At 36.6% G+C, this 18680-nt stretch carries 19 protein-coding genes; 5 read left to right on the top strand and 14 right to left on the bottom strand.

Features of this window, described 5'->3' with window-relative positions; genetic code table 11:
• Nucleotides 1-15 precede the first annotated feature (15 nt).
• Together yqeH and G7081_RS04510 are read right to left on the bottom strand one after the other, a co-directional pair.
• Nucleotides 16-1125 (bottom strand): ribosome biogenesis GTPase YqeH, encoded by a 1110-nt coding sequence (gene yqeH, locus G7081_RS04515; protein ID WP_166007769.1) that lies wholly within the window; start codon nucleotides 1123-1125, stop codon nucleotides 16-18.
• The gene (locus tag G7081_RS04510) at nucleotides 1118-1648 is read right to left on the bottom strand and encodes a YqeG family HAD IIIA-type phosphatase (protein ID WP_166007768.1); all 531 of its coding nucleotides are present in this window, start codon (nucleotides 1646-1648) and stop codon (nucleotides 1118-1120) included. The genes yqeH and G7081_RS04510 overlap by 8 nt, the downstream gene beginning before the upstream one ends.
• Before the next feature lie 255 nt (nucleotides 1649-1903).
• Here G7081_RS04510 and ypfJ point away from each other — a divergent pair, with 255 nt between their 5' ends.
• A complete protein-coding gene (gene ypfJ / locus G7081_RS04505; protein ID WP_166007767.1) occupies nucleotides 1904-2782 on the top strand; it encodes a KPN_02809 family neutral zinc metallopeptidase in 879 nt (292 codons plus the stop codon).
• Nucleotides 2783-2812: 30 nt separating this feature from the next.
• Here ypfJ and G7081_RS04500 read toward each other — a convergent pair whose 3' ends face one another.
• Entirely contained in the window at nucleotides 2813-3328 is a 516-nt protein-coding gene (locus G7081_RS04500) for a YehS family protein (protein ID WP_202982252.1), read from the bottom strand.
• 188 nt (nucleotides 3329-3516) lie between these two features.
• Between G7081_RS04500 and G7081_RS04495 the strand changes: the two genes are divergently transcribed.
• The 3 genes from G7081_RS04495 to G7081_RS04485 all read left to right on the top strand — a co-directional run bounded on the left by G7081_RS04495 (nucleotide 3517) and on the right by G7081_RS04485 (nucleotide 5773).
• Nucleotides 3517-4401, top strand: coding sequence for a cation diffusion facilitator family transporter (locus tag G7081_RS04495; RefSeq protein WP_166007765.1), 885 nt, complete (start codon nucleotides 3517-3519; stop codon nucleotides 4399-4401).
• A 71-nt stretch (nucleotides 4402-4472) separates the two neighbouring features.
• Entirely contained in the window at nucleotides 4473-5594 is a 1122-nt protein-coding gene (locus G7081_RS04490) for an NAD(P)/FAD-dependent oxidoreductase (protein ID WP_166007764.1), read from the top strand.
• Entirely contained in the window at nucleotides 5594-5773 is a 180-nt protein-coding gene (locus G7081_RS04485; protein ID WP_166007763.1) for an SPJ_0845 family protein, read from the top strand. The genes G7081_RS04490 and G7081_RS04485 overlap by 1 nt, the downstream gene beginning before the upstream one ends.
• Nucleotides 5774-5782: 9 nt before the next feature.
• Here G7081_RS04485 and G7081_RS04480 read toward each other — a convergent pair whose 3' ends face one another.
• The 4 genes from G7081_RS04480 to G7081_RS04465 all read right to left on the bottom strand — a co-directional run bounded on the left by G7081_RS04480 (nucleotide 5783) and on the right by G7081_RS04465 (nucleotide 9123).
• Nucleotides 5783-6247, bottom strand: a complete 465-nt coding sequence (locus tag G7081_RS04480; RefSeq protein ID WP_166007762.1) for a threonine/serine exporter family protein — start codon at nucleotides 6245-6247, stop codon at nucleotides 5783-5785.
• A 2-nt stretch (nucleotides 6248-6249) separates the two neighbouring features.
• Nucleotides 6250-7008, bottom strand: a complete 759-nt coding sequence (locus G7081_RS04475; protein ID WP_166007761.1) for a threonine/serine exporter family protein — start codon at nucleotides 7006-7008, stop codon at nucleotides 6250-6252.
• A gap of 178 nt (nucleotides 7009-7186) precedes the next feature.
• The gene (locus G7081_RS04470) at nucleotides 7187-7576 is read right to left on the bottom strand and encodes an HsmA family protein (RefSeq protein WP_166007760.1); all 390 of its coding nucleotides are present in this window, start codon (nucleotides 7574-7576) and stop codon (nucleotides 7187-7189) included.
• Complete coding sequence (locus tag G7081_RS04465; protein ID WP_166007759.1) at nucleotides 7576-9123, bottom strand: MFS transporter; 1548 nt, start codon at nucleotides 9121-9123, stop codon at nucleotides 7576-7578. The genes G7081_RS04470 and G7081_RS04465 overlap by 1 nt, the downstream gene beginning before the upstream one ends.
• 165 nt (nucleotides 9124-9288) lie before the next feature.
• Here G7081_RS04465 and G7081_RS04460 point away from each other — a divergent pair, with 165 nt between their 5' ends.
• The gene (locus G7081_RS04460; protein ID WP_166007758.1) at nucleotides 9289-9480 is read left to right on the top strand and encodes a hypothetical protein; all 192 of its coding nucleotides are present in this window, start codon (nucleotides 9289-9291) and stop codon (nucleotides 9478-9480) included.
• Nucleotides 9481-9524: 44 nt separating this feature from the next.
• On the opposite strand, the gene G7081_RS04455 is transcribed toward G7081_RS04460, so the two are convergent.
• The 7 genes from G7081_RS04455 to G7081_RS04425 all read right to left on the bottom strand — a co-directional run bounded on the left by G7081_RS04455 (nucleotide 9525) and on the right by G7081_RS04425 (nucleotide 18656).
• Nucleotides 9525-11489, bottom strand: a complete 1965-nt coding sequence (locus tag G7081_RS04455; RefSeq protein WP_166007757.1) for a bifunctional metallophosphatase/5'-nucleotidase — start codon at nucleotides 11487-11489, stop codon at nucleotides 9525-9527.
• Nucleotides 11490-11652: 163 nt separating this feature from the next.
• The gene (locus tag G7081_RS04450; protein WP_166007756.1) at nucleotides 11653-11916 is read right to left on the bottom strand and encodes a type B 50S ribosomal protein L31; all 264 of its coding nucleotides are present in this window, start codon (nucleotides 11914-11916) and stop codon (nucleotides 11653-11655) included.
• A 113-nt stretch (nucleotides 11917-12029) separates the two neighbouring features.
• Complete coding sequence (locus tag G7081_RS04445) at nucleotides 12030-13292, bottom strand: UDP-N-acetylglucosamine 1-carboxyvinyltransferase (RefSeq protein WP_166007755.1); 1263 nt, start codon at nucleotides 13290-13292, stop codon at nucleotides 12030-12032.
• 172 nt (nucleotides 13293-13464) lie between these two features.
• On the bottom strand, nucleotides 13465-14295 hold the full coding sequence (locus G7081_RS04440) for a VOC family protein (RefSeq protein ID WP_166007754.1): 831 nt from the start codon (nucleotides 14293-14295) through the stop codon (nucleotides 13465-13467).
• A gap of 114 nt (nucleotides 14296-14409) precedes the next feature.
• The gene (locus G7081_RS04435) at nucleotides 14410-16254 is read right to left on the bottom strand and encodes an ABC transporter ATP-binding protein (protein WP_166007753.1); all 1845 of its coding nucleotides are present in this window, start codon (nucleotides 16252-16254) and stop codon (nucleotides 14410-14412) included.
• Nucleotides 16251-17978 (bottom strand): ABC transporter ATP-binding protein, encoded by a 1728-nt coding sequence (locus G7081_RS04430; protein ID WP_166007752.1) that lies wholly within the window; start codon nucleotides 17976-17978, stop codon nucleotides 16251-16253. The genes G7081_RS04435 and G7081_RS04430 overlap by 4 nt, the downstream gene beginning before the upstream one ends.
• Nucleotides 17979-17993: 15 nt before the next feature.
• Nucleotides 17994-18656, bottom strand: coding sequence for a TetR/AcrR family transcriptional regulator (locus tag G7081_RS04425; RefSeq protein WP_166007751.1), 663 nt, complete (start codon nucleotides 18654-18656; stop codon nucleotides 17994-17996).
• Nucleotides 18657-18680: the final 24 nt, after the last annotated feature.

Genomic DNA, 18680 nt, shown 5'->3' with positions numbered 1-18680 from the left:
TCTTTTAATTTAACTTTAAACCAAAGCTTTACGACGAATTACGTCAACACCCTTTGGAGCCCACCCAGCTACAACACATGGTGAGTCAATTGTTATCCAACCCAGTCCTGCAAAAACAATATCCGTGCTTTCTTTAACAGAAAACTCAAAACGAACTAGTTCTGGGAAGTCTGAAACTTCATCTTGTTGTGGCGGTGTTAGTAACCCACCCACATGTTTTTCATAGAAAGCATCCGCATTTTCTAATTTCGTACGGTGCATTCCTAAGTCATTTGAGACATAAGTGACAAATGATTGGCGTTCACCTTGAATGAAATCAAAACGAGCCAAGCCACCTAAGAACAATGTTTGACCTTCATTTAACTGATAAACTTTCGGTTTAATTTCTTTCGTTGGGGCAATCAAGCGTAAATCTTTCTTCCCTAAGTAATGAGCCATTTGGAAATTATGAATAATTCCCGGCGTATCAATTAAGAACTTCCCATCATCTAAAGGAATTTCAATTTTATCTAATGTGGTACCAGGGAATTGTGATGTTGTGATTAATTCTTGCACCCCTGCTGTCGCTTTAATAATGCCATTGATTAATGTTGATTTACCAACATTGGTAACCCCAACAACGATGACATCGCGACCTTTGCGATATTTTTCAATCGTCTTAAGTAAGTCTTCCATTTCAGAATTTTTCTTGGCACTTGTTAGAACCACTTCTTCTGGACGCAAGCCCACTTCATGAGCACGTTCACGCATCCATTGTGTTAACTTACCACGCTTTAATGACTTAGGTAGGATATCAACTTTATTCCCGACTAATAAAACGGGATTGCTACCGATAAAACGGTGTAACCCTGGAATTAAGCTACCGTTAAAGTCAAAAATATCTACCACATTGACAATCAAGGCATCTTCTTCCCCGATGCTATTTAACAGACGTAGGAAATCATCATCCGTTAATGATACATCTTGAATATCATTGTAGTGACGTAGACGGAAACAACGTTGGCAATAGACATCGCCAGATTCTAAACCTTTTTCTAATGCCGAATTAGGCGTATAGCCTAAACCATCTTTATCAGTTGTTTGAATCGTCGACCCACAACCAATACATTTAATCTCTTCATTCACCTAAATCACCTCGCCAGTCCATTTTGGGATTTCTTTTTTTCAAATACTTCATAATATGTTTTTCCATAAAACGATTTGGTTTCGTTTTCCATTCATCTGTTGCAACTAATGGTTTCACTAAAATAGAACGAATTCCAGCACCATTTGCAGCACGAACATCTGTCATGACTTGATCCCCAACCATGACAATATTCTCTTTTGGTAAACCAAGTTTTGTCACACCTTCGTTCATGCCTTTTGGCAATGGTTTTTTTGCATGAGCAATAAAATCTAAGCCAAATGGTGAAACAGCTTTGGCAACACGTTCAGCATTATTATTAGAAACAACAACTACCGGAACCCCTGCTTCTTTTAACGTTTCAAACCACTGCAATAATTCGGGCGTTCCATTTGGATTATCCCAAGCAATCAGCGTATTATCTAGGTCAGTTAAGACCGCTTTAATATTATGTTTTGCTAACTCTTCTGGTGTTAAATGATAAATAACATCTAACATATATGTTGGTTTAAATTTTTTAAACATTGAATAAACTCCTTCCAATCCAGACACCCTTCAATCAAAATGTCTATAGCTTGCTTATTATACCGTAAATAACCGTTAATTTCATCTTATTTTAGTTGATAGCCAAAAGTAGTAAATTCAGATTACAATCTTTTAGTTTTTTCTTAAATCTGGCTAAAAAATAATGATTAAATGAGATTATTTTGCTATTTCAACAAAAAGAATTTATAATTTTAGTAGATTCGATTTTATCGAGATATTAGTGAGGTGTTGTTTATGAAATGGCGTGGAGATCGTCAAAGTACAAATGTAGAAGATCGGACAAACGGTCGCGTTACCCAAACTGGCGGGAGAGCAGTTAAAGGTGGCGGAATCTTCTCAATGATTATTTTAGGTTTAGTTATGTTGTTAGGTGGCGGAAACTTAGGATCCGTTTTAAATATGATGGAGCCTCCTGCTCAACAAGTGTCACCACAAACGCAACAACTTTCAACAGAACGTAAAGAATTTGTTTCCGTTGTTTTTGGACACTTAGAAGATTTCTGGGGTCAAGAATTCCAACGAGAAGGATTTAGATACACACAACCAAGTATGGTTTTATATTCCGGCCGCGTTCGAACAGCCTGCGGTTCTGCTGATTCTTCAGTTGGTCCATTCTATTGTCCAGGAGATCAAAAAGTTTATTTAGATTTATCTTTCATGGATGAACTAGCAACTAAATACAAAGCTAAAGGCGATTTTGCCATGGCTTATGTGGTTGCTCATGAAGTCGGCCACCATGTTCAACAACAACTTGGTATCGCTGATCAAATGAATAAATTAAGAACGACACTTTCAACGAAAGAATATAACAAGTATCAAGTACGTATGGAATTACAAGCTGACTACTACGCCGGCATGTGGACAAAATATATTGCAGGCAAAACTCACAATGGCCAACCTATTTTAGAAATTGGCGATGTGGAATCTGCCTTAACAGCTGCTAATGCGATTGGTGATGACACCTTACAACGTAAGTTCCAAGGATTCGTTATTCCAGATAGCTTTACTCACGGGACATCAAAACAACGTATTAACTGGTTCAATCGTGGTTACCAATACGGTGACTTTGAACATGGCAATACATTCGCTGCTACAAATTTAGATTTAGAATAAAACAAAAACCGATTCTTTCGAATCGGTTTTTTATTTATCTCCGCGGTGCATAACCGTCAGACCTTTAATAAAGTTACGGGCAAATTTATCACCACAACGTTGGTAATTACGAGCACCTTCTTTTCTCAACACAGCCCCTAGTTCGCTTGCAGAAATTCTCATACCTGCATGGTCAAACACTTCTAACATATCATCGCTTGTCATACTTAAAGCAATTTTCAATTTTTTCAATAATTCATTATTGCCATTACCATGATTCATTGTGTACACAACTGGCTTTTCAACTTCACCAGGTTTCAATGGTCGCTTACCTCTTTTAAATGTGATAAAGCCGTTTAAAAACATTTCCAATTTACGATCATTACATGTCACTTCGTATTTATTATCATCAAATTCATCAGTATCTTCCGTATAAACACGTTTTAACATGGCTTTAACTTCGTCCACTGACAAATCTGCTCCACCTAATTTAAAAATTTTCGCCATATCCTGATCTTTTAAATCTAAGGCATAGCGTAAACGAACTAATTTATCATTATTATTCATTTGCAACCTCCGTCTTTTTATCTTCATTTCATTATAGCTTGCTCAACACTTCAACACAAGACAGCACTCTCACTTCAAAAGTGAAAACTTTCATGAAAATATTTTTAGTATTTCGGCATCCCTTATTCCTAGAATTGCTACTTCGCCTTTGCTATAATCATAATCAATAACTCATTGGGGGAGATTGTATGTTAGAACAACGTTACGCTGAATTGAAAACAGCAGAAAAAGGGGCCATTGTTAGCATCGTTGCCTACCTTTTAATTTCAATCTTAAAATTAAGCGTTGGTTATTGGGCTAACTCATCTGCCCTAAGAGCCGATGGTCTCAATAACTTTACAGATATTATTGCCTCTGTCGCAATTTTAGTCGGAATAAAAATCGCACGCAAACCCGCTGATGACCAACATCGCTATGGTCACTGGAAGGTGGAAACTGTCGCTAGTATGATTACCTCTTTCATTATGGTCTTAGTGGGTGCACAAGTTTTAATTAACTCAATCACGGCTTTTATTAACCACAAAACAACTACCCCAGACCCAATTGCCGCAACGGTCGGAATTTTTTCAGCCGTTGTCATGGTCTTAGTATTTCTTTATAATCGGAAATTAGCAAAATCTGTTAAAAGTAGCGCGTTAATGGCGGCTGCAAAAGATAACTTATCTGACGCCTACACAAGTATCGGCACAGCTATCGCGATTTTTGCAGCCAGCTTCGGGATTAATTGGCTCGATAGTTTAACAGCGATCATCGTCGGAGCTTTAATTATTTGGACTGGTATCCAAATTTTTTCTGAAAGTGCCTTTTCTCTTTCAGATGGTTTCTCTCGTGAAGAACTACGAACATACAAGGCAGACATCTTAGCTGTCCCAGGCGTTGAAAAAATTGTCGGTTTAAGAGGCAGAACATACGGTGCCAATGTCTTCTTAGATGTCGTCGTCTTAATGGATGGCAACTTAACCGTTAGTGAAAGTCATGAGATTACTGAAGAAATTGAAAGAATTCTCAGTGAAAAACATAATATTTTTGATACGGATGTTCACGTTGAACCCGTCCAAAGTTACAAACCTTAACAACTTGTTTTCAAGTTGTTTTTTATTTCCAAAAAATACGCTATACTAAAGCCATTAAGGAGGTTTCCCAAATGAATATTGCAATTATCGGCGGCGGAATCGTCGGTTCAACTACTGCTTTTTATTTATCTCAAGACGATTCAGTGACCGTTACCTTATATGATGAACCGACTGGGCAAGCTTCCAGCGCTGCAGCTGGAATCATCTCACCTTGGCTATCACAACGTCGGAATAAAAATTGGTATCATTTAGCAAAAACTGGAGCTGCATTTTATCCCACTTTAATTAAAGACTTGGGATTACCTTTCGCCTCTGAAGTTTACAAACAAACAGGTACTCTGCTATATAAAAATACACCTGAACTTTTAGACAAACTCACACACATTGCTACTGAACGGAAAGTTGAGGCTCCCGAGATTGGTGAATTAGCTGTTTTATCACCTGCGGAGATTCATCGTTTGATCCCCTTACTCAATAATGAACAGTCAGGTTTACTCGTATCTGGCGGAGCACGAGTTGATGGCGCTGCCCTTGTTAGAACTTTAAAAGAAGCCATCGGCAACAAACACGGTAACTATTACCAAACAGAAGTAACCTCTCTCAAAAAACAAAATGACCTTTGGCAAATTACAACTACTGATGGTTGTGTGCAATTTGATAAAGTTATTTTGACTGTTGGCGCTTGGTTACCGGAACTTCTAACACCACTAGGATATACCGTTGATGTTCGTGGACAAAAAGGTCAATTAGTTGAATTAGATATTGCCACAGAAACTGACCAGTGGCCTGTCGTCATGCCCCATGGCGAAGCTGATATTATTCCCTTCGATAACGGAAAAATCCTAATTGGGGCCACACATGAAAACGATCTTGGATATGATTTAACTAGTGACCCTACTAAGATCAACGAATTAGTTCAAAGCGTCATGACTATCGCTCCAACTATCTCTTCATTTAAACAAACAAGTACACGCATTGGCACCCGAGCTTACACTTCGGACTTTTTACCATTTTTTGGACCCGTTCCTAACGATAACTCTATTTTAGTTGCTAGCGGTCTCGGTTCTTCTGGTTTAACAACAGGCCCCATCATCGGCAAATCCTTGGCAGATTTATGTTTAGAGCGGGAAACTACTATCAACATTCAACACTATGCATGTGATAATTATATAAAAATGAAGGATGTGTTCTAATGGGACTAAAATTTAAAAAAGATGATTTTCTAGAAAAGAAATTTGAAGACTTCGGTTTAGACTCACTTTTAAGTGACGTTGATCAGCGCGCTAACGAAGCTAAATTAGCTGCAGAAAAATTCATTGAAAAAGAACAAGAACAATTAGCAAAGAAAAAAGACGAAAAAAAAGGCCAGTAAGCAATTCGCTTACTGAGCCTTTTTTATTTTAGTCACAATAACTGGTTTATAATTACGGCGAGCAATTTCAAAAATAATCAACCCACCAGCAATTGCTCCAGCTAGGGCGATGACTTGAATACCATACTCTACTGCTTGATGGTAATCACCAACAAATAAACTGTGCATCATTTTATAAGATGTTCCCCCTGGCACCACTGAAGTGATTCCCGGGATATTATACAATGTTGCAGGCGTATGTGTCTTACGTGCAATAATGTAACTTAACCAAGCAATTGTTAAAGCGCACCAAAAAGTTGAAACGGTATTTCCCACACCAAACTCGCGACAAGCCCAGTAAACCATCCAACCACCAGCACCTGCTAGGCCCGCTAGATACATTCTATTTTGGGGAACACGCCAGATAAAAGCAAAGCCTACCGCTGATAAGAAGCTAAGGGTAAACTGTTCAATCATTTTTAATAATATTTCCATCTCTACCACCCCATCACAGAAAAGGCTAAGGTAATCCCCGCCCCAATCATCAAAGCAATAATCAAAGCTTCAACGCCTCGACAAACACCTGATAACATGTGACCTTCCTGTAAGTCTCGAACTGTATTGGTTAAGGCTACACCTGGTACAAGCGGCATGATACTTCCAATAATCATGTCATCTAAAGAATGACCCCAACCTAATTTGATCATAAAGAATGCTAGGATTCCCATTGAAAAAGCACCAACAAACTCATCAACATATTTCAAACGTAAATATTTTGTACTTAACTCATACACTAACCACCCACCTGCACCAACAATACACGTAGGTATGAAATCAACCCAGGTTCCGCCAAGCAGAATCATCAAACTAGCACTGATAATCATTGCCCAAAAAACATTCCATAAAATCGTCTTTGGCGTTTTGTCATTATGAATTTTTCTAAGTTCGGCATTTAAATGCTCTATACTAATCATGTCACGAGAGAACAACCACGACAAGTCATTCACTTGGGAAACCTTTCCTAAGTTAGTCGTCCGTTCTTTGATACGTTCCATGTGAATACTTTTTGTACTATCTAATCCCATAATCACAACTGTTTGCGTCACAAAACTTTTCCCAACTTGATTGTGATGATTCATCGCAATACGGTTCATAGTATCTTCAATTCGAAACATTTCTGCACCATTTTCTAGCATCACTTTACCAGCAAAAGCACAGGTTTCTAATAAATAATCCTTGTCAATCGATTCTGCCAAAAACATTACCCCCTTCAACCCCAATTCTTAACTGCACTTATCATAACAACAAGAAAGCCGAATGCCAACCTTAAAACATTTATTTTCACAAAAAATGAGAATAGTTTAACCGGATTGAACGAACTCTCTTAAATTGTTATTTAAAACAAAAAAAGAACACTCTTATGAGTGTTCTTTTCTAACCAATAATTCCCATTCCAACTAACATTCCTAAGATAAATGAAATGACCCATAGCGTCCAAACTGCAAGGCTGAATTTGTGAAATTTCTCTTTAGCCTTATCATCACCTTTTAAATAAACCCAGATAGCCCATAGTAAATGGAATCCCATTAAAATCAAAGCTGCTCCACCAGTAATTTGATGAATTCCAAATTCACCTCCGCCGTTACTTTCTGCAATCCGGTTCATTAAAGTCGTTCCGGTTGTATCAAAAATTAAACCACCGAAGAAGAATAATAAATGTTTCAATTGAATCGTTCCACTAAATTTCTCACCAAACACCCCGATACTATAAGAAATCAAGGCAATAATCATGGCTCCACTTGCTAAAATTAAATCTGCACTCACTAATTTTCCAACTTTCTATGTGTTTTTTGATTTTTTAAAACAAAGCTCAAGAAGAAAATAATTCCTGAAGCTATCGCACTGAATAAGAACATTCTTTGATAAGCTGCCCCCGCAGTCTCTCTAAAAATTGCTAAAGCTTGATTTTTCTCTGGGCTAGCTGCTAAATCAGTTAAACCTAGTAATGTTGATTCAACTGAATGTTGATTCACTTGCGATAATTGTTCTGTCACAAATTCACTTGGTAAAGCTTTCGTTAATTGTGGCATTAATGAATTAAATCCGTTTTGAATTAATGCTGCGTATAAAGTCGGAGCAATCGTCAGTCCAACTTGGCGACTAACTGATAACGTTCCTAATGCAGATCCTTTTTCCTTACCTGCTTCTTCACTAGCTAAAACAGATAGCGGTGCCCCCATTAACATACCAAATCCTAGCCCGGCAATTGTTGACGTGATTAAAAATGTAGTTGTGTTTGTCGCAAAGAACGCTAAACTTCCAAAGCCTACTAAAGAAATAAAACTAGCAATTTGAATCGTTTGAACCGCTCCTTTTTTATCAACAAAACGTCCGCCACTACCAGCACCCACAATAGAGGCTAAACCAATACCAGACATATAAATCCCCGCTTGGTTGGCAGACACGCCTAGGCGATGTTCAACAAAACTCGGAATGTAGACAAAGATGGCTATTAATGTTCCTGTCAATAATCCCATAAAGAGAGTTAACATAAAATTACGATTTGTTAATAAGCGGTAATCTAAAATTGGATCAATTTCTTTCACTTGATTTCCTTTTTCAATAAAGAATAAACCAGTAAATAAGATAATCCCACCGAGTAAAAATCCTAAAACTTTTAAACTTAACAAACTACTCATTAAGTTAGTTTGATCTAAGCTGGTGATCGCTAGCATGAAACTTAGAATTCCTAAACTTAAGAAGACCGTTCCAATATAATCTGTTTTTTTATTAGTCGGATTTTTTGTTTCCGGCACCCATAAGTAAGCTGATATAAGAATTGCAACCGCAATTGGTAAGTTGATTAAAAATAACCAATGCCAACTATTTGTTGCTTTCAAGACTAAACTCCCAATATTTGGACCAACAACTGAAGCAATCCCATTAACTGCTCCTAACATCCCTAATAAGCCACCTTGTTTTTCTTTTGGAAAAACAGTTAAAACAAATGAACTAGCGATGATGAAAATTCCACCACCACCTAAAGCCTGAACAAATCGCGCCGCTAAGAATAAGGTAAAGTTAGTGCTTAATGCTACTAATAATGACCCTATAGCAAATAAAAATATTTCTGCTAGAAATAATTTCTTACGGCCATAACGATCTGCCATCTTACCGATTATCGGTGTGGAGATTGCCATTCCTAAAGTATATAACGTGATTCCCCAAGACCCCTGAACTTCCGATACATCAAATGAAGAATTGATCGTTGTTAACGCCGCTGAAATAATCCCATTATCTAACGCCGACATAAACACCCCTAAAACTAAAATACCTAGCGCCAAACTTTTATTGACTGTTTTTTTTGACATTCAATCCCCTCCTACAACATAAGTGACACGATGTCACCTTTCTTAATTATTATAGTGACACAGTGTCACTTTGTCAATTCAAATGTTTTATTTTTAGCTATGACTTATTATTATGTCAGCTTTATGTTAGGATAATTACTATAACGTATTTAAAGGAGACTCACGATGAATCAATTATTTTTTGTCCTAGCTACATTTGCAGTTGCTATTGTTATCCTCACAATCAAAATGATGTTTAAAGCAAAAAAACAAGGTAATATGGAAAACTACCGTATCTATGAAATAACAACTTATCTATTTGCTGCTATTAGCATCATTCTATATGTGGTTTCATACTTAGCTCCAAAATTATTTTAAATAAAACAAAAAAGACTTCTCAAACTTGAGAAGTCTTTTTTAGATTATTTTTTCTTTTTGTTCATCACGAAGACCACCAAGCCAATTAAGATAATCCCGCCTATCACACTCACCGTAGCAATAATTTTTTTGTCTATTTTTTTTGAATTCATTTTATTTTTGGGGCTATCTTTATTTTCTTTTCCATCCGCCTTAACTTCTATCTTGCGACCAACTTCTGGCGCTTCAACTTTTTTATTTTCAGTTTTTAATTTTTTAAAATAATTTATAAATACCGAGGTATCTGCATCCATAGCTGTCACTAATTTCCCCTTTTTAAAACTTTTAAATCCGTCACCACCACCAAATAAAAAGTCATTAATAACAATATTATAATTTTTATCATCTTCAATTTCAGCACCCTCGTCATCTGTTAGTGATGTCACTTCAAAATTAGATCCGACACCTTGATAACTCATTTTAAGACCTGAAAACTGTAGAAAGTATTCTAATTTATCATTATCAAATTGCTCATTCAAGGCCGAGCGTAAGTCAGAACCTTTAATTTCAACGACTTGTAAAATATTCCCAAAAGGTTGTACCGTTTGAATAGCTCCCCAAGTCAACTCACCATTTTTATCTGCTATCAAATCTGCTCTGATACCTCCATCATTTGTTAGGGCAAAATCAGCATGTACCTCATTCCCATCCGCATCCTTCAGACCTTCTGTATTGGCCATGTATAATTGTGCATCTGTCACTAAGTTGCCCAACGGTGATTCATTATGTGAGTTAGAATCACTTGTAACGACAGAACGACCTTCTGGATCCTTTGTCATTTTCTCGACACTCGCATTTATGATTGACGCTTCAGTAATTGGTTTTATTAATTCATTAGCTTCATCTACTATTTTTTGAACGTCTTGATTATATCGATCTTCACCTACGTCTGTGTTTGGTATTACTTCTGCTTTTGGTGTTTCAGTAAAGTCCTGTGTCGATGGATCTAACGTGCCTTGTACATCAACATACGCTTTACCATGAGAAACACTTTGAACAACTCTCACATCATTTTTCCCATGAATAATTCCATTTGTAAACTGATGATTATGGGCAGCAAATACCACGTCAATACTATTATCAGGATCTAATTTATCAACATTTCCCATAATATCAACTACATCACCCTCAACCACACCGTCTGAACTCACTGCCGGAATATGCGTGATAACAACAATTGCGTTAACGCCTTGTTCTTCACGCAGCTCTTTTGAATATTTTGCCATTGTTTCCGCTTCATCAAGAACATTAAATGATTCTGTATGCTGAGCTAATACCAGATTAGGAAACTCTGACGTAACCACACCAAGATAGGCAACTTTTACAGAATCATCACCTTCTCCATATTTTTTAATAGTATATGGCTTAAACCCATAAGGAATTTCACCTTTTTTACCAAACTCACCATCAGCCTTATTTTCAACATTCGCAATAACAATTTCTTCTCTAGATGCACTTCTTGGGTAATCTTTTAATACTTTCCAGAGATCATCATCCATCGTCGGACCAAAATCTTCTCTAACAGGTTCTCTGCCATCTAATGCCCGTTTATATTCTTTAAGTCCTTCATCAAATTCATGATTCCCTAAAACACCGATAGAAAACCCCATTAAATCAAACGCTCTAATTGCTGGCTCATCTTGTAATAAGGCTGAGTTTGCTGGACTTGCTCCCACAATATCTCCCGCTTGTATACGAACTGTTTCACCATCAGGGTGTTTCTCTTTAAATTGATTTTCCGAATCATTTAAATGAGTAGCTAAATTTTTTAACGCCCCTGTATTTTCAATTTTTTTCCCCTCAATATATACTGTTCCAATTGAATCTAAACTACCGTGAAAATCATTGACACTTAAAATTTGAATCGGGACAGTATTTGTTGCAATCGCTTCCGATTCAAGAACGACTCCACTTCCAACCATCAAAGATAGCAAAATTGTTGCTTTAAGTACCGTTCTCCAACACTTCATATAAATCAGACCCCTTTTTCATTATTTAAAATCAACTCACTTTACCACTGAAGGTCTATTCATTCAATTGTGTTTCAATTTAAATAACAGTTTAATAACAGCCTCTTAGATAAACAAAAAAGACTTCTCAAAATTGAGAAGTCTTTTTTTATACAGTAACGAATTACGCTTCTGCGTTTTCGTCTTTGATACCATATTTTTTGTTGAAACGATCCACACGGCCATCGGCTTGAGTGAATTTTTGACGTCCTGTATAGAACGGGTGAGAATCAGAACTGATCTCCATACGGATTAATGGGTATGTGTTACCATCTTCCCATTCAATTGTTTCTTCTGGAGTTTTTGTAGAACCTGATAAGAATTTGAATCCAGTTGTTGAATCCATGAATACTACAGGTTGGTAATTTGGGTGGATATTTTCTTTCATAATTTAGCTCTCCTTTGCCCTGAATCATTTGCTGAGTCAGAGTTGATTTTGTATTTATAACATTATTATATTAACACACTAGACTTGCTGTGACAATCACTTTCAGTGATTTTTTACGCTTCGTTCACTAATTTGATATCTGCCCCAAGCGCCGTTAATTTTTCAATAATTGAATCATAACCACGTAGGATGTATTCTACATTAGTAATCTTCGTTTCACCTTCAGCCATTAGACCAGCAGTGACTAGACAAGCTCCTGCACGCAAATCACTAGCGACAACTTCTGCACCACGTAATTTGTTAGGACCTTCAATGACAATTGTATTGCCTTGCACTTTTGCTTTAGCACCCATACGCGCTAATTCAGCGATGTGATTGACACGTTTTTGGTAAATCGTATCGTTGATCATGCTTTCACCTTGAGCTAATAGCAATAACGGTGTAATTGGTTGTTGTAAATCTGTAGCAAAACCTGGATAAGGTAATGTTTTAACATCTGTCGCTTTTAAGTTTTTCGCTGGATGAACGAAAACTGAATCTTCTCCAATTTCCATTTCAACACCAATTTCTTCAAGTTTAGAAATTAAACTCTCAATGTGTTCATGGATAACATTCTTAACTAAGATGCCATCGCCAGCCGCAGCAGCTAATGCAATGTAAGTTCCCGCTTCAATACGGTCAGGAATAATCGAATGACGGCACCCATGCATTTCAGTAACCCCTTCAATTCTAATTTCATCAGTACCAGCACCACGGATTTTTGCACCCATATTGTTTAACAATGTCGCAACGTCAATAATTTCTGGTTCACGAGCAGCATTTTCAATCACTGTTTTACCTTTAGCTTTAACAGCTGCAAGCATTACATTAATTGTCGCTCCGACTGAAACCATATCCATATAGATACGAGCACCTTCAAGGCCATCTTCTGTTGTATTTAAATACGTTGCACCATTCTCCATTTTGACGTCAGCACCTAAAGCTTCAAAGCCTTTCATGTGCAAGTCGATTGGACGTGGCCCTAAGAAACAACCACCAGGTAAACCGACAACCGCTTCACCAAATTTTCCTAATAGCGAGCCCATAAAGTAATATGAGGCACGTAAACTACTAATTTTACCACTTGGCATTGGTGTTGATTTCATATCAGTTGGGTCAATAACCATTTCGTTATTTTCAAACGTTACCTTAACACCCATAATCTCAAGAATTTCTTTAAGAGAATGAACATCATCAATATCTGGAACTCCTTCAAGAATAACCGGTGAGTCAGCAAGTATTGCTGCCGGAATTAAAGCTACAGCACTATTTTTTGCCCCATTAATTGTTACTTCGCCTTTTAAAGTACGGCCACCATTAATTACAAATTTTTTCATTATATTAGTCACTCATTTCCTCAGTATCGTTTCAATTAAATAATCTCATTTTAGTCATAGACCCTTAAAGTCTAAATCGTTTATCATTTTATCATATAATGAACATTAAACAAAGCAAACCTCTGTTTTAATAAGAAGATCATTATTAACCTATCTTTTAATACTCTATCAACTAACGATAAAACCAAAGATGGTTGCCATCTGGATCATCAATTTGTAGTAGACCTTGACGTTTATTGTAATAAACATCTTGTCCTTTATCTTTTAAAAATGCTACATATTTTTCCAACTCTTCTTTATCCGGCAAACGAAACGCTAAATAGTCTAGCCCTAAGAAATTATCATCAGTTGCAATTTTTTCTGAGGATGTTGCTAGACGTAAATAATCTTCTTCTTCAGGATTGACTTCAAGCTTCAATCCTTTTTCATCTAACTTTTCTGTAAAGCCTAAAATTTCTGTATAAAACTTATGACTTTCAACAATGTCAGCAACTGCTAATCGAACAGCATGAATTTCCAATTCCTCATGCGTTTTGGCTGGTCCACGCAAAAAAAAGGTCGGCTTAATAATCCCTTCGTGTTTTTTCGCTTGCGCTTCCAAATAAGGGTTAACCGTGTTCATATTCAATAAATCAAGTGTATGGTTCTCTGGATCTAGCACACGGATAACATCATGATTACTTTCAGATTTAAAGGCAGAAAATTCATAGTCAGCCTTTAGCAAACGTTCTTTAATATCAGTAAACCACTTATTCGTTGGTACAGAAATCGCAAACCGCGCTAAAACATTTTGTTCTGGCAAGCTTTCAATCCCCTCTGGGTATTCATATAAAGCAACCATGGGTCTTCCCGTTGCCTTAGAGCCTAAATAGGCGATATTATTTTCTTCAATGATCATATCTAAGCCTAAATAGTCACAATAAAATTGTAATGACTTTTCACTATCTTTTACTTTTAATGAGATGACATCTAGCAGAGGGCTCGTTTTATTAAAAACAGTCATTTCTAGTCAACTCTCCTTTTCATTTATCTTGTACTCGTATACTACCATTTTTATACATTTTTTAGTAGTAATTTGCCCTAGCAAAAAAGCTCTAGTCTACCGACTAGAGCATTTTTAAATCGCTACTTCTTCAGAAAATTGACTGTTATATAAATCAGCATAAAAACCATTTTTAGCCATTAATTCATCGTGATTGCCAATTTCGACAATTTGTCCTTTATCCATCACAATAATCTTATCTGCATCACGGATAGTTGACAATCTATGAGCGACAACAAAACTTGTACGCCCTTCAAGCAAACGATTCATTGCAGCTTGAATGAGTGATTCCGTCCGTGTATCGACACTTGATGTTGCTTCGTCTAAAATTAAAATCTCTGGATCCGCTAAGAAAGCACGGGCAATCGTTAATAATTGGCGTTGACCTTGAGAAATATTACTTGCATCCTCATTTAAGACCGTGTCGTATCCCTCTGGCAGACGACGAACAAAGTCATCCACATGAGCTGCTTTAGTGGCAGCAGCAAGCGCTACTTCATCTGCTTCATCATTACCATATTGAATATTTTCTTTAATAGAACCCGTAAACAACCAGCTATCTTGTAAAACAATTGAGAAGCGTTGACGTAATTCTTCACGACTCATATCGCGAATATCAACACCATCTAATTTAACTGAACCTGCACTAACATCGTAGAAACGTTCAAGTAAATTAATTAAGGTTGTCTTACCTGCCCCAGTCGGACCAACGACCGCTATCATCTCACCTTGATTGACTTCTAAATTGAAATCAGTCATCAACAAATTATTTTCTTCGTAACCAAATTCGACGTTGTCAAAAATAACTTTTTTGTCTGTTTCAATCGGAGCGATTCCACTAGGTTCTTCTGACATTTCTTCTTCGTCTAAAACCTCGAAAACACGTTCAGCCGAAGCAATCGTCGATTGAATCGTATTTAACAAGTTAGCAATTTGAGTGATTGGTTGCGAAAATTGATTTGTATATTGTAGGAACGCTTGCACATCCCCTAAGTCCATGCGACCATTCGCAACTTTCACTCCACCTAAAACAGCAACAAAAACATAGCCTAAGTTTTTAATGAAGTTCATCAATGGCATAATCATCGCTGAAATAAATTGGGCACGACGACCAGCATCATATAGTTTTTCATTTTGTTCTTCGAAGACTTCAATTGCCTTGGCTTCGTAATTGAAACTTTTAATAACATTGTGACCACCGTATGTTTCTTCTGTTTGGTTATTCAACAATCCCAAACTCTTTTGTTGGTTACTGAAATGTTTTTGCGAACGTGGCGCAATAATCATCACCACAATCAAACTTAATGGGACTGTTGCTAATGCTACAAATGTTAAAGTCCAACTAATTGAAATCATCATAATTAAAACACCGATGACTGTCACAAAACTTGTCACTAATTGCGTTAAACTTTGTTGTAAGGTGCTTGAGATATTATCCATATCGTTAATAGCACGTGACATGATATCGCCATTTGAATGAGTATCATAATAGTTAATTGGAACTTTATTCATCTTCACTTTTAAATCTTGACGCATTTGGTAGACCGTTCGTTGTGAGACACGGGTCATGATGAACTGTTGACAGAAATTAAAAATTGCCGAAATTAAGTACATCCCAATGACAATTAATAAAATCTGACCAACTTTTGTAAAATCTACAGGAAATTGCTCAAGTTTAATCCCTTGTTGCATTTGAGCATAGCCTTTAGCAATCCCTTTGGCTACCTCAGTCGTTGCTTTACCTAAAACTTTAGGTGTTCCGATTTGGAAGATTGTTGCTGCGATCGCTAAGATCACCACAAGTAAAATCGCATAAGCACGATTTGACATATATTTTAATAATCGTTTAGTCGTTCCCCAGAAATTTTTAGCTTTTTCTGGTTTACTACCTACTCGCTGTCCGCCTCTTGGTCCACTCATGCAATTTCCTCCTCTCTCAATTGAGAACTAATAATTTCTTGATACGTTTGACAGTTCTCTTTCAATTCATCATGGGTGCCTTGTCCCACAATTTCACCTTCATCAATTACTAAAATTAAATCTGCATCCACAACTGTACTAATACGTTGCGCCACAATGACAACAATTTCATCTGTCACATTTTCTTTCAACGCTTTTCTTAAACGAGCATCTGTTTTAAAGTCTAACGCTGAGAATGAATCATCAAAGATAAAGATATCAGCTTCTTTAACAAGTGCACGGGCAATACATAAACGTTGACGTTGACCGCCAGAGAAATTACCGCCACCTTGTTCAACATGACTCTCTAAACCATCTTCAAGTCCTGAAACAAAGTCTTTAGCTTGGGCAATTTCTAACGCTTTCCAAATTTCTTCGTCTGTGGCATCTTCTTTCCCATATAACATGTTATCGCGAATTGTTCCTGTAAATAACATCGCTTTCTGCGGAACAAAACCAATATGGTCAATTAATTCTTCCTTATTCACTTGGTCCACAGGCAAGCCATTCACTTTAACAGCTCCCGCCTCAACATTGTAAAAGCGCGGAATTAAATTAACTAAGGTCGTTTTACCTGAACCCGTACCACCAATAATTGCCAATGTTTGACCACCTTTAAGGTTAAAGTCAACATCTGACAACGCCAATTTCTCTGCCCCTTCATAACGATAATCAACATGATCAAATGTTAATGAAATAGGCTCTTTTGAATCTGCTAGTGACACAGGATTTTCTGCTGGAATAATGTCGTCTTCTAATTCTAAAACTTCATTGATACGAGCAGCTGACGCTTGCCCACGCGGAACGAAAATAAAAATCATTGATAACATCATAAAGCTGACTAAAATTTGCATCGCATACGACATGAACGCCACCATATGACCGATTTCCATTTGCATATCGGCAATCAAATGACTACCATTCCAAACAATCAAGACACTCGTTCCACTCATAATTAATGTCACTAAGGGAATCATCATTGCCATTATGGTATTCACTTTAATCGCTGTTGCTACAAAGTCTTCATTGGCTTCAGCAAAACGTTCTTCTTCAAAATCAGTTCTGTTAAAAGCACGAACTACACGAACCCCTGTTAAACCTTCACGGAAAACGAGATTTAATTTATCTGTTTTCTTTTGCATGCTCTTGAACAATGGAACAGCAAAATACATAATCACACCAATTAAAATAATCATTAACGGAATTGTGATGATAAATACTTTTGTTAATTCTGCATTTTTACGATAGGCCATAATGCTTGCTCCAACTAACATGATAGGAGCATTAATCATCAAGCGTAAAAACATTTGAATCACCATTTGGATTTGATTCACATCGTTGGTTGTTCTTGTAATTAACGAAGCCGTCCCAACTTTATCCATTTGGTTATGAGAAGCAAAACTTACTTTTTGGAAAATTTCCGAACGAAGTGTCTTCCCAATTTTTTGTGATTCTTTTGTTGCAAAATACGTGTTACCCACTGCTGCAACAATACTAAATAATGAAAAACCAATCATAATGAAACCAATTTTCCAAATATAATCAATATCGCCAGTAGCAACACCTTTGTCAATAATATTTGACGTTAGATTCGGTAAATACAAATCACTTACAACTTGAATTACCATAAAAAACAGCGCAGCTATTACGGACACGATTGACATGCGTTTAATAATTTTAATCATCTATTTCCACCTACCTTACTTAGTTACCCCAAACTGAATCCATTCCAGTTTGGTATTAAATTCTTTTTTTATTTCATCAATATCAACAATCATTCCATGCATTTCCATTTTATAGGCGTGATTAATCGACGTAAACATCATCCCCGTCACAAGTTTGATTAACATAGATAAATGACCGTCATCATCAACCTTCAATGTCGATGTATCAATAATATCCATCAAACTTGCTACTTTTTCTTTATGCTTTTCAGCACGCTGTTTATTTTTCTCTACCCACTCATCGTTATTAGCAATCTCTGGCGACACTTTCGCCGTACCTCGATAATCCATAAACATCAATAAATTGCGGTAGAACTCACAGTGAGGACCTTTTAACACTTCAAAAATCCATTCATCAAAATAATTTTTGGCAGCATTAAAAATATCACCCTTATGTTTTTTTAATTGATATTCTAATTTTTGTTCATTGTTTGTCCGAATCTTTTCAAAATAGTAATAGTAAAGATCTTCTTTATCTTCAAAATATTGATAAAAACTTCCTCTTGAAATATCAGCAAGTTTAACAATTTTTGCAATAGAAGCTTCCTGTAATGGTGCTCGAGCAAATTCAACACGAGCTGCTTCCATTAATCTTTCTTGCTTATCTAGTGGTAAATTAAAAAATGTTTCTTTCGGCATACTAATCCTCCTCTCGTATGTATG

This window comes from Vagococcus coleopterorum (assembly GCF_011303955.1).
GTDB lineage: Bacteria > Bacillota > Bacilli > Lactobacillales > Vagococcaceae > Vagococcus_D > Vagococcus_D coleopterorum.
The sequence above is the reverse complement of the archived record's forward strand: the minus strand, read 5'-3'. Positions and strand labels throughout refer to the sequence as shown.

Bases quoted from the DNA above. Each gene is read 5' to 3' on its own strand.
- G7081_RS04510 (WP_166007768.1), bottom strand. From the start codon at position 1,648: ATGTTTAAAAAATTTAAACCAACATATATGTTAGATGTTATTTATCAT.
- G7081_RS04435 (WP_166007753.1), bottom strand. From the start codon at position 16,254: ATGAGTGGACCAAGAGGCGGACAGCGAGTAGGTAGTAAACCAGAAAAA.
- G7081_RS04485 (WP_166007763.1), top strand. From the start codon at position 5,594: ATGGGACTAAAATTTAAAAAAGATGATTTTCTAGAAAAGAAATTTGAA.
- G7081_RS04455 (WP_166007757.1), bottom strand. From the start codon at position 11,489: ATGAAGTGTTGGAGAACGGTACTTAAAGCAACAATTTTGCTATCTTTG.
- G7081_RS04495 (WP_166007765.1), top strand. From the start codon at position 3,517: ATGTTAGAACAACGTTACGCTGAATTGAAAACAGCAGAAAAAGGGGCC.
- G7081_RS04440 (WP_166007754.1), bottom strand. From the start codon at position 14,295: ATGACTGTTTTTAATAAAACGAGCCCTCTGCTAGATGTCATCTCATTA.
- ypfJ (WP_166007767.1), top strand. From the start codon at position 1,904: ATGAAATGGCGTGGAGATCGTCAAAGTACAAATGTAGAAGATCGGACA.
- G7081_RS04445 (WP_166007755.1), bottom strand. From the start codon at position 13,292: ATGAAAAAATTTGTAATTAATGGTGGCCGTACTTTAAAAGGCGAAGTA.
- G7081_RS04450 (WP_166007756.1), bottom strand. From the start codon at position 11,916: ATGAAAGAAAATATCCACCCAAATTACCAACCTGTAGTATTCATGGAT.
- G7081_RS04425 (WP_166007751.1), bottom strand. From the start codon at position 18,656: ATGCCGAAAGAAACATTTTTTAATTTACCACTAGATAAGCAAGAAAGA.
- G7081_RS04460 (WP_166007758.1), top strand. From the start codon at position 9,289: ATGAATCAATTATTTTTTGTCCTAGCTACATTTGCAGTTGCTATTGTT.
- G7081_RS04480 (WP_166007762.1), bottom strand. From the start codon at position 6,247: ATGGAAATATTATTAAAAATGATTGAACAGTTTACCCTTAGCTTCTTA.
- G7081_RS04490 (WP_166007764.1), top strand. From the start codon at position 4,473: ATGAATATTGCAATTATCGGCGGCGGAATCGTCGGTTCAACTACTGCT.
- G7081_RS04465 (WP_166007759.1), bottom strand. From the start codon at position 9,123: ATGTCAAAAAAAACAGTCAATAAAAGTTTGGCGCTAGGTATTTTAGTT.
- G7081_RS04430 (WP_166007752.1), bottom strand. From the start codon at position 17,978: ATGATTAAAATTATTAAACGCATGTCAATCGTGTCCGTAATAGCTGCG.
- G7081_RS04500 (WP_202982252.1), bottom strand. From the start codon at position 3,328: ATGAATAATAATGATAAATTAGTTCGTTTACGCTATGCCTTAGATTTA.